This is a genomic window from Pseudomonas protegens, from assembly GCF_013407925.2.
GTDB classification, from domain to species: Bacteria; Pseudomonadota; Gammaproteobacteria; order Pseudomonadales; family Pseudomonadaceae; genus Aquipseudomonas; species Aquipseudomonas fluorescens_AP.
On record NZ_CP060201.1, the window covers coordinates 5,767,916 to 5,787,471 of the forward strand.

Below are 19,556 nucleotides of genomic sequence, written 5' to 3' on the forward strand. Positions count from 1 at the left end.
CGAATGGCATAGGCCAAAAGCTCCAGTTGGCCGATGGCGCGGGCGATGGCGATAGGCAAAGTGTGGCTCATTGAAACCCACTGGAGAAATCGTATGAAACTGAAAACCACTGCCCTGGCCCTGTTTTTTGCCTTCACCGCTCCACTGGCGGTGGCCGCCGAGGTCAAGCCCTATGTCTACAGCGCCGTTGCCGAGCAGCCGCAAGCGGCCCAGGACCGCGAGATCGCCGGCCTGTTCGATCGCTGGAACAGCGCCTTGCAGACCGGCAACCCGCAGTCGGTGGTGAGCCTGTATGCGCCGAACGCGGTGTTGCAGCCGACCGTGTCGAACCAGGTGCGCAGCACTCACGCACAGATCCAGGACTACTTCGAGCACTTCCTGGCGTCCAAGCCGGTAGGTCAGATCAACTACCGTGAAATCCGTCACCTGGGCCCGGATGCCGCCCTGGACAGCGGCGTCTACACCTTCACCCTGACCGATGCGTCGGGCAAGAGCGAGAAGGTCCAGGCGCGCTACACCTTCCTGTACGAGCGCATCGATGGTCAGTGGAAGATCCTCAACCATCACTCCTCGGCCATGCCGGAAGTCCAGCCGCAGCTGGCCGCTCACTGATCCACCTTGCGTTGCCTTCACGCCGAGCTTTCGCTCGGCGTTGTCGTTTTCGCGGCTCACTGCTCGCGGTAGCGCCCCGGGGTCATGCCGAACCAGCGCAGGCAGGCCTTGTGAAAGCTGCTCTGGTCGCGAAAGCCCAATAGCGCGCCGATGTACTTGACGCTGCGCATGGAGTTGCGCAGAAAGCTGTGGGCCAGCATCAAGCGGGCTTCGTCCTGCAACGCCGAGAAGTGCACGTCTTCATGGCCCAGGCGGCGTTGTAGGCTGCGGGTGCTGACCCCCACCGCCTGGGCGATATGCGGCAGGTCGCTGGGCGCGCCCTGGGCCAGGGATTCGGACAGGGCCCGACGCACCCGCGCCGTCATCGAGCCGCTGAGCAACACGTTGAGCCGGTTGCGCGCATATTCCATGTGCAACACGTCCAGGGCCGGGTCGGCGGTGGGCAGGGCAATGGCGCAGTCCTGACGGCTGAACGTCAGGCTGTTGTGCGGAGCATCGAACTGCAGGTTGTCGCCCATCAACCGGCGCAGCATGCGGGTGTCCGCCGGCTCGGGGTAGGTGAAGGCGGCCATCTGCGGCCGCGGTTTGTGCTGCGGCAGCAGCCAGTGCAGCAGGCCCAGGGTCTGGGCGGCGCCGGCGTCGATCAGTGCCCGGGGAATCAGCGAGGGCTCGGCGGTGATATCGAAGCCGATCAGTTGCAAGGCATCGGGCTTGCGTTCCAGGCACATGCAGAAGCTGTTGCGGGTCAGTGCCTGGTAATCCACCAGGCGTTGTAGCGCCGCCCCCAGGGTCGCGCAGGACATCACCGCATAGCCCAGGGCTTCCAGGTTGGCTGGATGGGCCTTGCTGTAGGCCAGCAGGCCGAGGTCCGGGTTGCCGGTGCGCCGGGCGGCTTCGCGCATCACTTGATAAACCAGTTCCAGCCTCACGCCCTTGGGATTGTCCTCAACGTCCTGGATGCTGCTGCCGAAGGTTCTGAGCAGGGCGTCGACGTTGGCGCCGCCTTCTCTGATGACATCGGCAAGCACCCGAAAGCTGGCGCTGGTCATTCTGTGCATAGGTCTTCCTGAACTAGTGGCTAAATGATATCGATGAGGCCTTTTGCATGATTGCAATAAACAAAAGGCCGCAGACGAATAAGCACTGAGCCAGGTTTCCAAGGACAAGCGAAAGGTATCCGGGAACACTTCCGGGTGGCCTGGGCAGGGTCGATCATGGTTGGGCAGGGACCCTTGGGCGCGCGCTGGCCACGGCGTCACACCATGTCTGAGGGTGCATCGTTGGCTGGCCTATGGATTCGTCATGCAGAGCATCAAAGACTTTTATCGCGAACTGGCCGAGGGCCGTTTGATGCTGGCATTCCAGCCGGTGGTGTGGCTGCCGGATAGCAGCCGGGTGCTCTACCACGAAGGCTTGCTGCGGCATGTCGATGCCCAGGGGGGCGATGTCTACCCCCTGGCGCTGCTGGAAAAGCACCAGGTGATGCGCGAGCTGGACCGCAGCGTGGTGCTCTGCGTGATCGATGCCCTGCAACGGGATGAACGCTTGCGCCTGGGGTGCAATATTTCCGCCCAGAGCGCGATCATCGACCCCTTCTGGCACGCCATTGTCCAGCAACTGCGAGACTTCCCCTCAGTCGCCGCGCGACTGGTGATCGAGATCACCGAAAGCGCCACGCCGCCGAGCATCGAGGCGGCCAGCGAATTCGTCCTGTGCCTGCGGGAACTGGGCTGTCGGGTGGCCATCGACGATTTCGGCGCGGGCCTGGGCACCCTGGAGTTCATCCGCCAGACCCGACCGGACATCGTCAAGATCGACAAGGGCTACATCCAGCGTGCCCGTGGCGAACTCAACAGCGCCCAGACCCTCAGCCACCTGGTGCAGCTGTGCAAGACCCTGGCGCCCTGCGTGATTATCGAAGGCGTAGAGACGGGCACCGACCAGAACCTGGCTACCGCCTGTGGTGGCGAGTGGGGGCAGGGCTATCTGTTCGGGCGTCCGCAGGTGGATCGCCTCGGCCGGCGTTGCTGCCTGGAACAGCAGCGGATGGCCGCGCTGTGCGCACCGGATCAGGCGTAGCCACGCTGCGGCAGCGGGGCTGGGATGGCGCGCAGTTCAGTCGGGCTGCGCAGTGATGGGCGGGGTGTTGGCGGTCGGGTCTTGCACCTCGGCAGCGACGGGCAATGCCGGCAGGTCTTCCAGGGGCGAACGGGTCATGTCCACGTGCATGTTGCGCTTGGGCCGTTCCGGCTGGAACGCGTCGTAGGGCAGCAGCACGGTGTCGAGCGCCGCATCCAGGGGCAGGCTGGCGATCATCAGGATCGGGCACACCACCGTCACCCAGCAGCCGCCGGTGATCATGCGTGCGTAGCCCATGTCATAGCCGGTGAGCACTTGGGCGTTGGTCTTGACGCTGCGGTAGTAGCGGTCGTCGCGAAAGTCCAGGGCATTGCCGCGAGTCATATAGGTGCCGCAGCCGGACAGCAGCAGGGTGTTGAGCAGCAACAGGTAATGGAGGATTCGGATGATCGGGCTTCCACGCAGGGTCGAGACAGGGGCGGGCGCGAATCAGTGATTCATCGCGTCGTAGGGCAGCAGCGCGGTGTCGGCCACGGCATCCACCGGCAGGCTGACGATGGCGACCACCGGGCAGACGATGCTCATCCAGCAGAAGACCGTGGCATAGCCGTCGTAGCCGCTGGCGCCGCGCATGGTCAGCAGTTCGATATTGGCCTGGGTGCCTTTGTAGTAGTCGTAGCCGCTGTGGGCATTGGGGGTGCGGGCGATCAGGGTGCCGCAGCCCGTCAGGGACAGCAGGGTCAACAGAAGTGCAGCGTTGAGGGCTTTGATGATGCCATTCCTTAGCGAGCGGTTTTTTGCGCGCGCATCGTCGCAGAAGCCGGGCGCGCAAGCTAGATCAGGCCCGGATAAATAATCGCCAGGCGCGGCCCGATCAGATCTCTGACGGGATCAACAGCAGCAGATCGGTATCGCCGATATCCACCCCGGCCTGGCTCAGCAGGGTGCTGGCCTGGCCCCGGTGATGGGTCTGGTGATTGAAGAAATGCACCAGCAGGGCGTGGAAGTCACGCTCGGCGACCACGCCTTTGGTGTTGGTGTAATGCAGGCTGCTGTCCAGGTCGGCGTCGCTCAGGGACTGGCTGAAATCCAGGATCAACTGGTCCAGCCATTGGCGTTGCTGCCAGAGCCCGCGCAGGTCGGGGAACAGCAGGGTCTTGAGGTCCTGGGGCTGGGCCACTTGCTGCAGCGGGGCCAGCGCCGGAGGCTGCGCCGGGTGTCGGGCAAAACGCTTGAGCCAGATCGTGTCACCGGCCAGCAGGTGGTTGAGGGTGCCGAGGATCGAGCCGAAAAACGCCTGGCGGTCGAGGACGATCTGCGCCTCGGGCAGGCTCATGGCGGCCTGGTACAACTTGGCGTTCATCCACTGGTTGTAGCGGGCCATCAGGCACAGGTGCTCGGTGCGCTTCATGGTTGTTCCTCTGGGGTTGTGCGGGCGGGTGCGCAGCAGCTTTGCAAGCCTCGCGGCACACTTGCAAGGGGCGCGACGAAAGCCTTGCGTGCCGGCTGTTTGCGGGGCCTTGCAGCCATTAAAAAAACCGCCCCTTTGGCCCCGATAACATCGTTTCTCGGGGCTTGGGCTTTTCTCTATATTGGCCACCAGATCCAGCGCGGCAACAGGCCGCGCGCCCTCTATGGTGAGCCGTTGCAATGAATAAAAAACCTGAACGCACAGGGCTGGAAAATCCTGGAACCGCCACTCGGGTGGTCTGGGGCGGAGAGCAGATCCGTCATCCCTACAACGCCACGCAAACCCCGATTGTCGCCAGCGCCGCCTATGGCTACGACGACATTGACCAGTGGTACGACGTGGCCCTGGGCAAGGCCCCTGGCTTTATCTACAGCCGCATGAGCAACCCCACGGTGGAAACCCTGGAAGCCAAATTGTGCGACCTGGAAAACGCCGAGTCGGCGGTGGCTTTCAGCAGCGGCATGGCGGCCATCAGCGGCGTGCTCTACAGCTTCCTGCGCCACGGCCAGCGGGTGGTGTCGACCAAGGACAGCTACGGCGGCACCAACAAGATTTTCGAAGAATTCCTACCGCGCATGGGCGTGGCCGTGACCCTCTGCGAAACCTTCGACCAGCAGCAGATCGAAGCCGAGATCGCCAAGGGTTGCGACCTGCTTTACCTGGAGACCCCGACCAACCCGACCCTGAAGATCGTCGATATCCAGCGTCTGGTCGCCGCGGCAAAACAGGTCGGCGCGCTGGTGGTGGCGGACAACACCTTCGCCACGCCGCTGAACCAGAACCCCCTGGCCCTGGGCGTGGACGTGGTGATCCACAGCGCCACCAAGTTCCTCAGTGGCCACGGCGACGTGCTGGGTGGAGTGGCCTGTGGCAGCGAGGCGCTGATGAGCCAGGTGCGTCACTACCGGGAAATCAACGGCGCCAGCCTCGATCCGTTTTCGGCCTACCTGATCATCCGCGGGATCAAGACCCTGGCCCTGCGCATGCGTCAGCAACAGCACAGCGCCGCGCAGCTGGCGCAGTTCCTGCTCAACGAGCCGCTGGTGGAGGCGGTGAACTACCCGGGCCTGCCCAGCCACCCGAACCACGCCGTGGCCTGTGCGCAGATGCGCGGTTTCGGCGCCATCGTCAGCTTTGTCCTGGCGGGCGGCATGGACAGCGTCAAGCAGCTGTTGCCGCGCCTGCGCTATGCCCACTGCGCCGGCAACCTGGGTGCGGTGGAAACCATCTACGGCCCGGCGCGCACCACCAGCCATGTGGAAAACACCCTGGAAGAGCGTCAGGCCCTGGGCATTTCCGAAGGGCTGGTGCGGATTTCGGTGGGCATCGAAGACACCGATGACCTGCTGGCCGACCTGCAACAGGCCTTTGCCTGGCTGCGCCAATCCCTCAAGCACAACCCGGCGCCTGGCGCCGTCCCTTCCCTGAATGCCCGGGCCGAGGTCGCCCACTGACAGAGCGCGCAACACCCCCACAGCAAGGCAGCCCGTGGGGGCTTCATGAAGAGGAATAACAATAAAAACCTGGTGGCATCCGATTTGTTTTCTGCCCATTTCCACAGTCGCAGAAATTGAGACTTGCCCTGACAACTTTCATGAGAACCATCATGTCCCTACAAGAACAACAGACCGACTTGCGCGGCGGCTTCAAGCAAGAAATGCAGACCCGGCACATCGTCATGCTCGCCCTCGGCGGGGTGATCGGCACCGGGTTGTTCCTGACCTCCGGCTACACGGTGAACCAGGCCGGCCCGCTGGGGGCGGTGATCGCCTACATCATCGGCGCGCTGATGGTGTACCTGGTGATGATGTGCCTCGGCGAGCTGGCGGTGCAGATGCCCGAGACCGGCTCCTTCAGCACCTACGCCACGCGCTTTCTCGGCCCCGGCACCGGCTATACCGTGGCCTGGCTGTACTGGCTGACCTGGACCGTGGCCATCGGCTCGGAATTCACCGCTGCCGGGATCCTCATGGCCCGCTGGTTCCCCGAGACCCCGGTGTGGATCTGGAGCGCGCTGTTCGCCATGGTGGTGTTCCTGTCCAACGTGGTCTCGGTGCGGCTATTCGCCGAGACCGAGTTCTGGCTGTCGCTGGTCAAGGTAATCACCGTGCTGGCCTTCCTGGCAGTGGGTGGCGGGGCGATCCTCGGCCTCTTGCACATCGACCAGGCCCACAGCATCGGCCTGAGCAACTTCACCCGCGAGGGGCTGTTCCCCACCGGCTTCATGCCGATCGCCATGACCCTGCTGGCGGTGGCCTTCGCCTTCTCCGGCACCGAGCTGATCGGCATCGCCGCCGGCGAAACCCGTGACCCGCAACGCAACGTGCCGCGGGCGATCCGCACCACGGTGCTGCGCCTGGCGATCTTCTTCGTCGGCACCATCTTCGTCCTCGCCACCCTATTGCCGCGGGAGCAGGCCGGTTTGGTGGAAAGCCCGTTCGTCACGGTGTTCACCTACATCGGCATTCCGTACTCGGCCGACATCATGAACTTCGTGATCATCAGTGCGCTGCTGTCGGCCGCCAACTCCGGGCTGTACGCCGCCTCGCGGATGCTCTGGACCCTGAGCGACCAGGGCCACCTGCCCAAGCAGTTCTCGGCCCTGACCCGCATGGGCACGCCGCTCAACGCGATCATCGTGAGCATGGCCGGGGGCGCCGCCTCGCTGCTCAGCAGCGTGTTCGCCCCGGACACCATCTACCTGGCCTTGGTGTCGATTTCCGGGCTGGCGGTGGTGGTGGTGTGGATGAGCATCGCCGCTAGCCAGATCGCCTTCCGCCGGCACTTCGTGGCCAACGGCGGCGATGTGCGCGACTTGAAGTTCCGAGTCCGTGGCTACCCCTGGGTGCCGCTGGGGGCGCTGTTGTGCTGCGCCCTGGCCTGTGTCGGCATCGGCTTCGACCCTGAGCAGCGGGTGGCCCTGTACTTCGGTGTGCCGTTCATCGCCTGGTGCTACTTGGTGTATTACATTACCCGCAGCAGCCGCCAGCGGCGCCTGGCCCTGGCACCTCTGGCACGCTCGTCCGATGCCCTGCCGGGCTGACGGATGGCAACGGCATCCAGGGCGTTGATGAGAGCCAGGCCATGAAGCAGAAAAGCTTGCCCCCGCTGAACTGGCTGCGCGCCTTCGAAGTGTCCGCCCGCTGCCTGAACTTCACCCACGCCGCCGAGGAGCTGTTCCTCACCCAGGGCGCGGTGAGCCAGCAGATCCGCCAGCTGGAAAGCCACCTCGGGGTGGCGCTGTTCAAGCGCCTGCCCCGGGGCCTGGACCTGACCGAGGAGGGGCGCTCCTACCTGCCGGTGGTGCAGGACGCCATCACCCGGCTGGCGGTGGGCACCAACGAGATCTTCGGCCAGCACCAGCACCGGCCGATCAAGGTGCGCGGCAGCCTGGCGTTCTTCGTCCACTGGCTGGCGCCCAAGCTGCCGACCTTCCAGCAGGCCCAGCCGCAGGTGGACATTCGTTACATCAGCAATATCTGGGTCAAGGAGCTGGATGGCGAAGACGACCTGGAAATCCGCTGGGGCCGCGGTCACTGGCCGGGGCTGGTGGCCCAGCGCCTGACCTGGGACAGCCTGTTCCCGGTCTGCGCCCCGGCCTTGCTGGCGCGCCTGCCGCTGCAGGTGCCGGACGATCTGGCCCGCCATCAACTGCTGCACGTGCTGGGCTACGAAGAGGGCTGGGGCTACTGGCTTGAACGGGCCGGTGCCAGCCGGGTGGACTCGTCCCGGGGCATGCAGTTCGACACCCTGATCTCGACCCTGCGCATGGCCGAGCTGGGTCAGGGCGTGGCCCTGGCCCGCTCCTCGATGGTTGCCGACATGCTTGCCGACGGGCGTCTGGTGGAGCCCTTCGAGCAGCGTATCGAGGCCAGCGAATCCTTTTACCTGGTGCGCGGCGCCGATGCCGAGCAACACCCCGATGCGCTGAAGTTTTCCACCTGGCTGGTGGAGCAGGCCCATCGCTACAAATGACTGGCCGGAGCCAAGCATGCGCTATGTGAGTACCCGCAGTGCCGCCGAACAGGTGGATTTTGTAACCGTGGTCCTGTCCGGCGTGGCCGCCGACGGCGGGCTTTATGTGCCGCAGCGGCTGCCGTGTTTCAGCCCCCAGGAAATCGCCAACTGGTCGACCCTGGATTACCCCGAACTGGCCTTTCGCGTGCTCAGCCCCTTTGTTGGCGACAGCCTGCCCGAGGCCGACTTCAAGGCGCTGCTGCACAGGGCCTACAGCGGTTTTGGCCATCGCGCGGTGGCGCCGCTGCGGCAGATCGATCGCAACGAATGGCTGCTGGAGCTGTTTCACGGCCCCAGTGGTTCGGCCAAGGATTTTGCCGCGCGCCTGCAGGCCCAACTGGTGAGCTACTTTCTCCAGCGCCGGCAGCGGCGTGGGGTCCTGGTGGGCGCCAGCAACGGCGACACCGCCCTGGCGGCGATCGACGCCTTCAAGGACTGTCCGCAGACCCAGGTGCTGGTGTTCTATCCGCAAAACGCCGTGCCCGAGCAGCAGGGGCGGCAGTTGCAGGCGGCCCATCACCCGGGGCTGTGGCGCTTTGCGGTGCAGGGCAGTTTCGACGACTGCCAGACCCTGGTCAGCCGCCTGTTGCGCCAGTGGCCTTTGCCCGAGCACGAGGCCATCGGTTTCAACTCCAGCAACTGGGTCGGGGTCATGGCCCAGCTGGTGCTGTATTTCCACGCCGTGCTGCAACTGGGCGGCGGCCAGCGGCCCATCGGCTTCAGCGTGCCGGCGGCGAGTTTCGCCGAAGTCTATGCCGGCTACATCGTGCAGAAGATGGGCTTGCCGATCACCCAGATGATTGTCGCCACCAATAGCAACGACGCGCTGCATCAGCTGTTCCTGAAGAACCGCTACTCCCGCGGGCAGGCCCGCCAGAGCCTGTCGCCGGCCATGGACCTGTCGCTGTTCGCCAATCTCGAACGCCTGGTCTGGGAGCTGTATGGCCAGGACCCGCAGGCGGTGGCGGCGCTGATGCGCGGGTTCGAGGACAGCGGCGAGATGAGCCTGAATAACGAGGCCTGGCTGCAGGCGCGGATGATCATCGACTCCTATTCGGTCAGCGACGAAGAGACCGGCAAGGAGATCGTCAGCCTGTATCGGGACACCGGCTACGTCATCGATCCCCATGCCGCCACCGGGGTCCTGGCGGCGCGCCTGTACCGCCGCAGTCTGGTGGCGCCGATGGTCACCCTGGGAGAAATCGCCCCGGCCAAGTCGGCGCGGCTCCTGGGTTCGCTGGGCATTCCCGGGGTGGTCCCGCCACCGGTGGCCGCGCCCTCGACGCAGCAGTGGCAGACCCTGGCGGCGGATGATTTTGCCGCGCTGCTGCATCACCTCAAGGCACTGTGATGGACCGGTTCAAGGGGGCGGTATGAAGCGGATTCTCGATCCTCTGGACGAGCGCATCCTGGCCGAGCTGAGCGTCAATGCCCGGGCGGCCCACGCCGAGCTGGCGGCCAAGGTCAACCTGTCGCGCAACGCCGTGCGCCAACGCATCGAACGCCTGGAACGCGACGGCGCGATCCAGGGCTACACCATTCGCCTGGGCGAAGGGCGCGGGGCGGATACCCGGATCAATGCGCTGATCTTCGTCTACCGCTACGACCGCATGCGCGGCGCCGAAGTGCTGCAGGCCTTGCGGGCCATGCCGGAGATCGTCCAGTGCGAAGTGCTCAGCGGCGAGTTCGACGTGCTGGTGCGAGTCAGCGCCGCCAGCGCGGAACGGGTGCACCGGGTGTGGAATGACATCGCCGCCTTGCCCGGGGTTGAAAACACCGTGACTTCCTTTGTTTTGTCGTCGGTGAGCTAGGGGGCGTCCGGCTGCTTGAAAAAGCCACCCAGTGTTGGCTTTTTTTGCCTTGAAACCCTTCCTGAAAATTCAGAAGCGCCTGATGTGTCGGTTACCGGGGGAAACCTAGTATCCACACCCGCTACAGGGACCGGATTCAGGGTGGTGTGCAGTTTGTCGGGGTGCTGAGTGCTTATTTGACGTCAAGATAGTGGCACATTAATATCGCCTGCCTTGTCGTGACCCTTGCTGCCCTTTCGAAGGATCGAATATGTCCATCTCCATCCTCGGGATGAGGTTGTGCTGCCTGCAGCTGCCCGGCTCTTTGCACATGGCAATTGCCGCCTCCTTGACCGCACCGACCTCCAACCCAGGTGACCAGGATCTGATCCGCGACCGGCGGAATCGCTTGCTGAAAGAGCAGCAGCGGCGTCTCTAAGAACTCTAGGACCTGTCCGCGGCCAGCACCTCGCCGCCAGCGTGACCTTCGCCTATTTCCTCGAACGGCCAGATGCCTTGAGTGAACGGGAAGCACCGATCTATTTGCGTTTGGACCTGTTTCTTTAATTCCGCTTTTTGCCTGAGATATTTGACATGGACGTTCGTCAGTTTGCCTTTCTGGTTCGTCAACCTTCGGCTGCCCTGCAGTCGCGCGACTCCTTCTGGGGGCTGCCAAAGCGCGGACTGGCGTTCATCCTGGCCAACGTGATGTTCTGGCAGCCGCTGGTGGCAATGGCCGATGGAATCGTGGTCAACGGCAGCGGCACGAATCTCGGCCAGGCCGGCAATGGCGTGCCCATCGTCAACATCGCAACCCCCAATAGCAGTGGGCTGTCCCACAACCAGTTCAGCGACTACAACGTCGGCCAGCAGGGCGTGATCCTCAATAACGCCACCAACCGCACCCAGGAAACCCAACTCGGCGGGATCATCCTCGGCAACCCCAACCTGGGTGGTCGCGCGGCCAATGTGATCCTCAACGAGGTCAATGGCGGCAGCCCCAGCCAGCTCAAGGGTTACACCGAAGTGGCCGGGCAATCGGCCCATGTGATCGTCGCCAACCCCTATGGCGTGACCTGCAACGGCTGCGGCTTTATCAACACCCCAAAGGCCACCCTGACCACCGGCAAACCGGTGATCGAGAATGGCCAGATCCAGCGTTACCAGGTGGACCAGGGCAGCGTCGCCATCGAAGGCGCAGGGCTCAACGCGAGCAATATCGACCGGTTCGAAATCATCACCCGCAGCGCCAAGATCAACGCCGAGATTCAGGCCAAGCACCTGGCCGTGATCGCCGGGGCCAACGATGTCGACGCCAAGACCTTGAACGCCACGACACGCACCGCCAACCCGGCGGATGCGCCGCAACTGGCGATCGACAGCAGTGCCCTGGGCGGCATGTACGCCGGGGCGATCAAGCTGGTGGGCACTGAGGCTGGGGTCGGGGTGAAGCTCGACGGCAAGCTGATCGCCAGTGGTGGCGATATCCAGCTGGATGCCAATGGCCAGTTGCGCATGGCCGACGTCACTGCCGAGAAGGGCGCGGTGGCGATCAAGGCGCAAAGCCTCGATGCTCAGGGCGCGGTCTACGCCGGCAGCGATCTCAAGGTGCAAACTCAAGACGACCTGAACAACCACAGCACCCTGGCGGCGGCCAACAGCATCAATCTGGGCAGCGGCGGGCAACTGAACAACCACGGCATCATCGAAGCCGGGGTCAACCTCGATAACAGCCGCAACCCGAACGGCGATGTCACCCTGACGGCGCAGAGCCTGAACAACAGCGGCAGGAGCGTGGTGGCCAGCCGTGATCTGACGGTCACGACCAAGCAGACCCTGAACAACCAGGGCGGCACCCTGAGTGGGCAGCGCCAAGTAACGGTCAGCGCCGCCACTCTGGATAACAGCCATCAGGGCAAGCTGCTGAGCGCGGAGCGCCTGCAACTCAATGCCGATCAGGTGCGCAACGGCCAGGGCGGCCTGATCAAGAGCCAGCAGTCCCTCAATGCCACCCTGGGCCACTTGGGCAACAGCGGCGGCGAGCTGTCGAGCCAGGGCAGCAGCACGCTGGTGCTGGCCGGCATGGACAACCTCACCGGCGTGGTGCTGGCGCAACAGACCCTGGAGATTACCGGTACTGCGGAACTGGACAATCAGGGCGGGCTGCTGTCGGGCTGGCAGGGCTTGACCCTCAAGGGCACCGGCCTGAACAACAGCAACAAAGGCACCGTCTCCAGTCTCAAGGGCGGTATCGACATCACCCTCAGCAACGCCTTGAACAACAGCCAGGGCGGTGGACTGGTCAGCCAGCAGGCCTTGGACGTCAAGGCCGCGAGCCTCGACAACAGCCTCAAGGGCGTGATCTCCAGCGCGGGTGCACAGAGCCTCAAACTCAGCGAGCGGCTGGACAACAGTCAGGACGGCTCCATCGACAGCGCCGCCACCCTGACCCTGCAGGCCATGGCCCTGGGCAACCAGGGCGGCACAGTCAACGCCACCGGCGACCTGGAATTCATCGGCAGTGACCTGGACAACAGCCACGGCACCTTCAGCGGCAAGCAGGGCGTCACCCTCGACCTGCTGGGGCACTTGATCAACAATCAGGGCACGCTGTCTGCCACTGGCTCCTTGCTGCTCAAACGCAGCACGACGGTTGAGAACCTGGGCGGCGAACTCTCCAGCCAGCAGTGGCTGCGGCTGTTCACCGAACACTTGGACAACCGGCAGAAGGGTCGGGTCGCGGCCAATGATTCAGTGTTGATCAGCGCCAGTGGCGAGGTGCAGAACAGCGATGGCGGCGAGATCCTCAGCCGCGAAGCCGACCTGCAACTCAATGCCGATCACTTGGATAACGCCAAGGGCCAGCTGCAGGCCAAGACCACCCTGGGCCTTGAGGTTGCCGCCGCTGCCGGCAACCAGGGCGGGCAGATCATTGCCCAGCAGGGCGACCTGACGCTCAAGGCCGGCCACCTCGACAACAGGGCCGGCAAGGTGTCCGCCCTCAACGGCGGCGCCACCCTGGAAACCGCTGCCGGTGGCCGCCTCGACAACCGCGACGGCGCGTTCTTCGCCCAGCAGGCGCTACATATCAGCGCCAAGGACCTGGACAACAGCGCCGGCCAGATCAGCGCCCGGCAGATCGAGCTGGAGCTCTCTGGTGCCCTGGACAATCGCCAGGGCCTGATCGAAAGCCGCAGCACCCTGAGCACCGCCGCCGCCAGCCTGGACAACCAGCGCGGGCAACTGCGGGCCCTGGGCCTGGCGAGCAAAACCCGCTTCGATATCGGCGGCACCTTCGACAATCGCGACGGCGTTCTGGAAACCGCCAACCACGACCTGGCCTTCCACGCCGGCGGCTTCAACAACCGCGGCGGCAGCCTGCTGCATAACGGCAGCGGGGTGTTCGGCATCTCCATGGCCAACCTCGAAGACGTCGGCGGCCGCCTGAAGACCGCCGGGCAACTGACCCTGGAGGCCGAGCGCTGGACCAACAGCAGTGCAATCCAGGCCGACCAGTTGCTGGTCAAGGTCGACCACCTGACCCAGACCGCCGATGGCCAGCTCCTGACGGGCAACGGCCTGACTGGCAGCGGCACCCACTGGAACAACGACGGCCTGATCGGCAGCGACGCCGCGCTTAACCTCGACCTGAGCGGCAACTACAGCGGCAAGGGGCGCCTGAGCAGCATTGGTCAACTGGACCTGCACGCCGCGCAACTGGACCTGGCGGACAGCGCCAGCATCGCCGGCGGCGCCAACAGCACCCTGAAGATCGATGGCGCGCTGAACAGCGCCGGGCGCATCACCGCCACCCAGAAACTGCTGTTGAACGCCGCCAGCATCCACAACCTTGGCACCCTGGGCAGCGGCGAAGACCTGAACCTCACCGCCGCCACCCTGGTCAACGACCACGGCCTGATCTCCAGCGGCGGCAATATGCAGCTGCTGACTACGAGCTTCAGCAACCGCTACGCCCAGGTGTACAGCCTGGGCACCGCGCTGATCGCCAAGGACGACCAGCAAACCCGCGCCGACCTGCTGGACAACCGTTCCGGGGATATCGAAAGCCTCGGCAAGCTGAGCATCGCCGCCAGCACCGTCAACAACGTCATGGACGTGCTGGAGTACACCGAGCATGAGAAGAGCGCGGCCAGTATCACTCGCCTGTCCTGCACCCTGATTCCCGGCGCCGGCTGCGACGACCGCGGCGGTGGCCGCATCAACGGCCTGTGGGAAGTGGCCGAGACCGACCGCCTGCGGGTGACCAACAGCAGCGCCGCCGCCAGCCTCAACAGCGGCGCCGACCTGCAGATCGACACCCAGACCCTGACCAACACCAGCAGCCTGATCACCGCGGCCGGCGACATCAACGTCAAGGCTGAGACTGTCCGCAACCAGGGCCTACAACCCCAGGAAATCACCACCCTGCGGCGCTACTGGAGCTTCGTCAACGAAACCGGCAACGCCGCAGCCCTAGCCGCCGCGTTCAACGCCCGCAACAACCCGACTCCGTCTGCTAGCTTTGCCTCCGACCTCAGCGCCTTTATCGCCTGGACCGGGGTAATGCTGTCTTCCAGCAGCAAAGTGGTGGACGGTGACCAATCCTTCGCCGCTACCATCCAGGCTGGCGGCAAGGTCAACCTCAAGGCTGACAAGACCCTCGACAACAGCGTGATCCGCTCCTTCTACGAGTACGTTGGCGCCGGCAAGACCCTGACCGACACCGGCGTTGGCAACGGCTATTCGACGCCGATCCGGATCAACCCGCAACTGCCCCCGGAACTGGCCCAGCAACAGGTCAACCCCCTGGTACTGCCGGGCTTCACCCTGCCCACCAGCGGCAACGGCCTGTTCCGCCTCAGCGGCCAGGGCAGCACCTTGGCCCAGGCGCCGACGCCCGCGCAGATCGCCGGCCTGCCGGACGCCGCGAGCCTGTCCCGGCCGCACAAGTACCTGATCGAAACCAACCCGGCGCTGACCAACCTCAAGCAGTTCATGAGCTCGGACTACCTGCTGTCCAACCTCGGCTACAGCCCCGATGAAAGCGCCAAACGCCTGGGGGACGGTTTTTATGAACAGAAACTCATCCAGCAAGCCATGGTGGCCCGCACCGGACAGCGCTTTATCGACGGCCAGGACAGCAACGAAAAGCTCTTCAAGCACCTGATGGACAACGCCATCCAGAGCAAGCAGCAGCTTGACCTGGCGGTGGGCGTAACCCTGACCTCCGAACAAGTCGCCGCCCTGACCCACGACATCGTCTGGCTGGAAAGCCATGAAGTGAACGGCGAACAGGTGCTGGTGCCGGTGCTGTACCTGGCCCAGGCTAACAACCGCCTGGCGCCCAACGGCGCCCTGATCGCCGGCAAGGATGTGAACCTGATTGCCGGCAAGGACTTGAACAACGTCGGCACCCTGCGCGCAGCCAATGACCTGTCAGCGGTGGCGGGGGAGAACCTGGTCAATAGTGGGCTGGTGGAGGCGGGCAATCGCCAGGACCTGCTGGCGGGCAACCATCTGGTCAACCGCGCCGGCGGCATCATCGCCGGGCGTGACGTAACCCTGACCACCACCCAGGGCGACGTGATCAACGACCGCACCCTGACCACCCACCAGAGCAGCAGCGAAGACTACGTCCGCGAGCAGCGCCGCGACTTCCTCGACAGCGCCGCCCGCATCGAAGCCAGCAACAGCCTGAGCATCGATGCCGAACGGGACTTCGACAGCAACGGCAGCGTCCTGCACAGCGGTGGCGACACCCGCATCAAGGCCGGTCGCAACGTCAGCCTCAACGCCGTCGAACAAGTGGTCAGCAACGACCGCGGCATCGGCAACCTCGACCAGAGCAAAACCCAGCACGGCGCCACCCTGGAGAGCGGTGGGAACCTGAGTATTGAGGCCGGAGGCAACGTCACCGCCGTCGCCAGCCAGATCGACGCCAAGGGCGACGTCTCGATGACGGCCAAGGACCACCTGACCCTGGCCTCGGCCGCCAATGAACAACACTGGGCCAGCAAGACCGGTACCACCAAGAGCGAAGAAGATCGCGTCCACCAACAAGCCACCACGGTGACGGCGGGCGGGGACGTGACGCTCAAGGCTGGCCAGGACATGACCCTGATTTCCAGCCGGGTCAAAGCCGGGGATGAAGCCTATCTGGTGGCCGGTGGTCAGTTGAACCTGCTGGCGGAGCAGGACAGTGAGCACTCGCTGTATGACATGAAGAAGAAGGGGGGCTTTGGCAACCTCAAGACCCAGCGTGACGAAGTCACCCGCACCACACATATCGGCAGCGAAATCAGCGCCGGTGGCAACCTGACGCTCAAGAGCGACGGTGACCAGAGGTATCAGGTCGCCAAGTTGCAAAGCGGCAAGGACATCACCCTGGATAGCGGTGGTGCCATCACCTTTGAAGGGGTGAAGGACCTGCACCAGGAGAGCCACGAGAAGACCAATAACAACTCCTTCTGGGTGTCCTCCAAAGGCAAAGGCAATACCGACGAAACCTTGCGCCAGAGCCAGATGGTGGCGGCCGGCAACATCGTGATCAAAGCCGTTGATGGCCTGAAGATCGATGTGAGGCAGGTCAACCAGCAAACCGTCAGCCAGAGCATCGACGCGATGGTCAAGGCCGACCCGCAACTGGCGTGGCTCAAGGAGGCCGAGAAACGCGGCGATGTTGATTGGCGGCTGGTGAAGGAGATTCATGACTCCTACAAGTACAGCAACTCCGGGCTGGGACCGGCTTCGCAGATCATTATTGCGATTGTGATGGCGGCGGTGGTTGGGCCTATGGCTGCCGGGCTGGCGGGTGGTGGTACTACGGGAGCTGTAGTGGGGGCAATTGCGTCGGGGACATATACCAACGCGACCGTCAGTTTTATCAATAACGGCGGCAACCTGGGTGCCGTATTCAAGGATGTGACCTCTTCGGATGCAATGAAGGGGTATGTGATTTCAGGTGTGACGGCTGGCTTGACTACTGGTTACTTCGACAAGTGGGTTGGAGGTAAAACCAATGTATTGACCGGCAAAGTTGATCTGCAATTAAACACTTGGGCGGGTGTTGGCAAGTTCGCGGCCAACCAGACCTTGCAAGGTGGCACCTCGATGTTGCTGAGCAAGGCGTTGGGGCAGGGAGGAAGTGCAAGTGATGCTCTGAAAAGTGCCTTGTTCAACACTTTGGCAGCGGCGAGTTTTAACGCCGTCGGGGACTACACCAAAAAATGGGGAATCGATGATGGCACCCTGCCGAAAATCGCTATACACGCGATGGTGGGAGGACTGCTCTCGCAAGCGACTGGTGGTGACTTCAAGACCGGGGCATTAGCAGCTGGGGCCAATGAGGCCCTGATCGAACATCTCAATCTTCTTGTCCAAGATGACAAAGTACTATTGGGTATGAGCTCGCAAATTGTAGGAGTTTTGGCTGCTGCTAGCCAGAAGGACGCAGATGCAAAATCTATAGAAAAAGGAGGATGGATAGCTAAAAATGCCACCGCATATAACCGCCAACTACATCCAGATGAAAAAGAGTTAGCGAAGCGTTTGGCGGCTCGGAGTGGCGGTAAGTATTCAGCTGAACAGATAGAAGATCAACTGCGCCTGTCTAGTGTAAATGGTACTGATATCGGCCCTGGAACCGATACTGTTTCGACTAAGGAAGGACGGTATGATGAGTCGGGTAAGTGGTTGCCATTGGGGAATGGTCAGTATTTTCAGGATTTTGCCAAACTTGATCTGAATATCGTTGCTTATATAAATGAGCAAACAAACGCATACAATTGGGCGAGTTTTCCTTCGAGTCCAAATACAGATTGGAGCAAATCTCCTAGTATTAGTGATGAGAGGCGTGATCGGCTTTCTGGGCATGTATTAGATGCTGAAGGTGGCTATCGTTTACCTGTTATGGTAGGAGACGAAGCTTTTACTCCCCGTTTTTTTTCATGTGGAGATGCTTCATGTGTATCCCTAGGCGGAAATGCTGATACGTCCGATCTAGAGACTATTCGCTGGAATGATGCATTAAATCGCAAGGCTGTTAGCGATGTAACCACTATGGGAAGTTTAGCTCCCGTACCGGCTACTTGGTTAGGGAAGCTGTTGGGTGCATTATTTGGTCGAAGTGTAATTGTTGGAGGGGAAGCGGCAGGCCTGAAAGTCACGGGTAACCTACTTGGGAAGGAGAGGTCTCTCGGGAGCGCTGCGGGACACGACTATGCTGGTGGGCTTCTTGAGGGAGGAACTGGTACCGCATATGCTGGTCATGGTCAGTACAGATATGGAGTCGGGGAAACTATTGTCCCTGAAGGAACAGCTATAACTTTGCCCCGAGAAGACATTCGTATCACAGACGCAACTGGGCAATTTATCGAGCGTGGTGATTGGGAGGGATTGTTTGCAGCAGGGTTAAAAAACCCTCGCATTGCTAACGATATTGAAGGTATGGCAACTTGGCTGCCCGGTACTAAAGTTCTTAATTACTCTCTTAGTGCGCCTACAAATCTGGTGATTTTGAAAAACTCATCAACTGTGGAACAGCGCACATCGCTTTCTGAGTTGCTAAAGTCGTACTCAGGGTGTGTACAATGGGCCGCATGTACAGAATTCGTGAGGTGATTTATGTATTTTGAGGATTTGAGTGATTATTCCTACTATTTACGTGGTGAGCTACCCAATGTAAAGAATGTCGGCTGGATAGATTCAAGGCATTATTTTGAACGAGGTGATGTTCCAAAGGTGGTTGTTGATAAGCTGTGTCGGCTGATAGCTGGCTCTACTGTATTTGATGCTCATGTAAATAGGATACGAGGTGTTCACCCATGTAATTTATGCGGTGAGCGAAATATTGAGGTCTCTGTAGGTGGTAAAAGTATGTATATTGGTAGCTCTGAGATTTGGGTGCCGTATACTTGTGCTGATGGGTATTTTGCCTCCCCTACGATGATAGTTCACTATATAGAAGTGCATGGATATAAGCCGCCGGATGAATTTATTGAAGCGTTAATGGCTGTGAGTTTAGAGGGGAGGTACTCGGCTCAAGATGCTTATATGCTGGCTGTTTCTAAGGTTTGAGTATGGCTTTTAAGGGCGATTTATAGATCGTTGTTGGTGGTGAGGGGGTGTTTATTCAGAAAAGATGGTCGAGCTATTATTTGCTGCAGCTATCGATCTTTGGGTTTCGATTACAAGATGGTGTAATGGCTTTAGATGAGACTGAGCGACTATCTTTGTATCAAGAATATTAAGTGGCTAACGGGATAAGAGTGGGCTGGGTTTTGTGGCTTTTTTATGAATTGTTTTGATCTGGAAAGCGTTCTCAACTTGATTTTCCTGAAGTTTGATGAGCTGGCGAGGGATAGGAAATTTGAGATATTAGAGAGTTTTGAAAAATACATAGGCTCAAGGTCGATGTTTAGATTATCCAAACCCGAGGTAGAAATGGATGTTGTTGGCCGTTATCTGCGTCAAGGAAGCATCATTGAGCACTCTTACCAAGAGAGTAGGTCAGTTTTTGAGCTATAGGTATCCGATCAATCGCGAGAGGAAAAATGTGATTTTCAACAGTCTGCATTTTCACACAGCCT

14 protein-coding genes are annotated in these 19,556 nt (G+C 61.7%); 10 read left to right on the forward strand and 4 right to left on the reverse strand.

Translation table 11 applies throughout. The features are described from left to right. Positions 1-93: 93 nt before the first annotated feature. Positions 94-612, forward strand: coding sequence for an SgcJ/EcaC family oxidoreductase (locus GGI48_RS26725; RefSeq protein WP_016967798.1), 519 nt, complete (start codon positions 94-96; stop codon positions 610-612). Between the two features lie 56 nt (positions 613-668). Here GGI48_RS26725 and GGI48_RS26730 read toward each other — a convergent pair whose 3' ends face one another. Continuing rightward, positions 669-1,670, reverse strand: coding sequence for an AraC family transcriptional regulator (locus GGI48_RS26730; RefSeq protein ID WP_016967797.1), 1,002 nt, complete (start codon positions 1,668-1,670; stop codon positions 669-671). Between the two features lie 244 nt (positions 1,671-1,914). Here GGI48_RS26730 and GGI48_RS26735 point away from each other — a divergent pair, with 244 nt between their 5' ends. After that, positions 1,915-2,691, forward strand: coding sequence for an EAL domain-containing protein (locus tag GGI48_RS26735; protein ID WP_179600839.1), 777 nt, complete (start codon positions 1,915-1,917; stop codon positions 2,689-2,691). 36 nt (positions 2,692-2,727) lie between these two features. Here the strand turns inward: GGI48_RS26735 and GGI48_RS26740 are convergent, their stop codons facing one another. The 3 genes from GGI48_RS26740 to GGI48_RS26750 form a co-directional block, all read right to left on the reverse strand. Then, positions 2,728-3,117 carry a YceK/YidQ family lipoprotein gene (locus GGI48_RS26740; RefSeq protein WP_233172516.1) on the reverse strand — a complete coding sequence of 130 codons (390 nt, stop codon included), beginning with the start codon at positions 3,115-3,117 and terminating at the stop codon, positions 2,728-2,730. A 63-nt stretch (positions 3,118-3,180) separates the two neighbouring features. Further along, on the reverse strand, positions 3,181-3,435 hold the full coding sequence (locus GGI48_RS26745) for a YceK/YidQ family lipoprotein (RefSeq protein ID WP_233172515.1): 255 nt from the start codon (positions 3,433-3,435) through the stop codon (positions 3,181-3,183). 130 nt (positions 3,436-3,565) lie between these two features. Further along, complete coding sequence (locus GGI48_RS26750; protein WP_179600841.1) at positions 3,566-4,102, reverse strand: DinB family protein; 537 nt, start codon at positions 4,100-4,102, stop codon at positions 3,566-3,568. A 239-nt stretch (positions 4,103-4,341) separates the two neighbouring features. On the opposite strand from GGI48_RS26750, the gene GGI48_RS26755 reads away from it, so the two are divergent. The 8 genes from GGI48_RS26755 (at position 4,342) to GGI48_RS26790 (ending at position 19,044) form a co-directional block, all read left to right on the forward strand. Next, the gene (locus GGI48_RS26755; protein ID WP_179600843.1) at positions 4,342-5,616 is read left to right on the forward strand and encodes a cystathionine gamma-synthase family protein; all 1,275 of its coding nucleotides are present in this window, start codon (positions 4,342-4,344) and stop codon (positions 5,614-5,616) included. Positions 5,617-5,768: 152 nt separating this feature from the next. Further along, a complete protein-coding gene (locus tag GGI48_RS26760) occupies positions 5,769-7,205 on the forward strand; it encodes an amino acid permease (protein WP_103739712.1) in 1,437 nt (478 codons plus the stop codon). A 41-nt stretch (positions 7,206-7,246) separates the two neighbouring features. After that, entirely contained in the window at positions 7,247-8,137 is an 891-nt protein-coding gene (locus tag GGI48_RS26765; protein WP_016967790.1) for a LysR substrate-binding domain-containing protein, read from the forward strand. 16 nt (positions 8,138-8,153) lie between these two features. Continuing rightward, entirely contained in the window at positions 8,154-9,530 is a 1,377-nt protein-coding gene (thrC, locus tag GGI48_RS26770) for a threonine synthase (protein ID WP_179600845.1), read from the forward strand. Between the two features lie 22 nt (positions 9,531-9,552). Then, positions 9,553-9,990 (forward strand): Lrp/AsnC family transcriptional regulator, encoded by a 438-nt coding sequence (locus GGI48_RS26775; protein ID WP_016967788.1) that lies wholly within the window; start codon positions 9,553-9,555, stop codon positions 9,988-9,990. 250 nt (positions 9,991-10,240) lie between these two features. Continuing rightward, positions 10,241-10,408, forward strand: a complete 168-nt coding sequence (locus GGI48_RS26780) for a hypothetical protein (protein WP_177435122.1) — start codon at positions 10,241-10,243, stop codon at positions 10,406-10,408. 155 nt (positions 10,409-10,563) lie between these two features. Next, on the forward strand, positions 10,564-18,588 hold the full coding sequence (locus GGI48_RS26785; protein WP_260620541.1) for a DUF637 domain-containing protein: 8,025 nt from the start codon (positions 10,564-10,566) through the stop codon (positions 18,586-18,588). Between the two features lie 3 nt (positions 18,589-18,591). Next, positions 18,592-19,044 (forward strand): hypothetical protein, encoded by a 453-nt coding sequence (locus tag GGI48_RS26790; protein WP_179600847.1) that lies wholly within the window; start codon positions 18,592-18,594, stop codon positions 19,042-19,044. Positions 19,045-19,556: the final 512 nt, after the last annotated feature.

Coding starts and splice junctions, on each gene's coding strand:
- GGI48_RS26760 (WP_103739712.1), top strand. CDS start 5,769: ATGTCCCTACAAGAACAACAGACCGACTTGCGCGGCGGCTTCAAGCAA.
- GGI48_RS26780 (WP_177435122.1), top strand. CDS start 10,241: ATGTCCATCTCCATCCTCGGGATGAGGTTGTGCTGCCTGCAGCTGCCC.
- GGI48_RS26730 (WP_016967797.1), bottom strand. CDS start 1,670: ATGCACAGAATGACCAGCGCCAGCTTTCGGGTGCTTGCCGATGTCATC.
- GGI48_RS26725 (WP_016967798.1), top strand. CDS start 94: ATGAAACTGAAAACCACTGCCCTGGCCCTGTTTTTTGCCTTCACCGCT.
- GGI48_RS26785 (WP_260620541.1), top strand. CDS start 10,564: ATGGACGTTCGTCAGTTTGCCTTTCTGGTTCGTCAACCTTCGGCTGCC.
- GGI48_RS26765 (WP_016967790.1), top strand. CDS start 7,247: ATGAAGCAGAAAAGCTTGCCCCCGCTGAACTGGCTGCGCGCCTTCGAA.
- GGI48_RS26790 (WP_179600847.1), top strand. CDS start 18,592: ATGTATTTTGAGGATTTGAGTGATTATTCCTACTATTTACGTGGTGAG.
- GGI48_RS26750 (WP_179600841.1), bottom strand. CDS start 4,102: ATGAAGCGCACCGAGCACCTGTGCCTGATGGCCCGCTACAACCAGTGG.
- GGI48_RS26755 (WP_179600843.1), top strand. CDS start 4,342: ATGAATAAAAAACCTGAACGCACAGGGCTGGAAAATCCTGGAACCGCC.
- thrC (WP_179600845.1), top strand. CDS start 8,154: ATGCGCTATGTGAGTACCCGCAGTGCCGCCGAACAGGTGGATTTTGTA.
- GGI48_RS26735 (WP_179600839.1), top strand. CDS start 1,915: ATGCAGAGCATCAAAGACTTTTATCGCGAACTGGCCGAGGGCCGTTTG.
- GGI48_RS26775 (WP_016967788.1), top strand. CDS start 9,553: ATGAAGCGGATTCTCGATCCTCTGGACGAGCGCATCCTGGCCGAGCTG.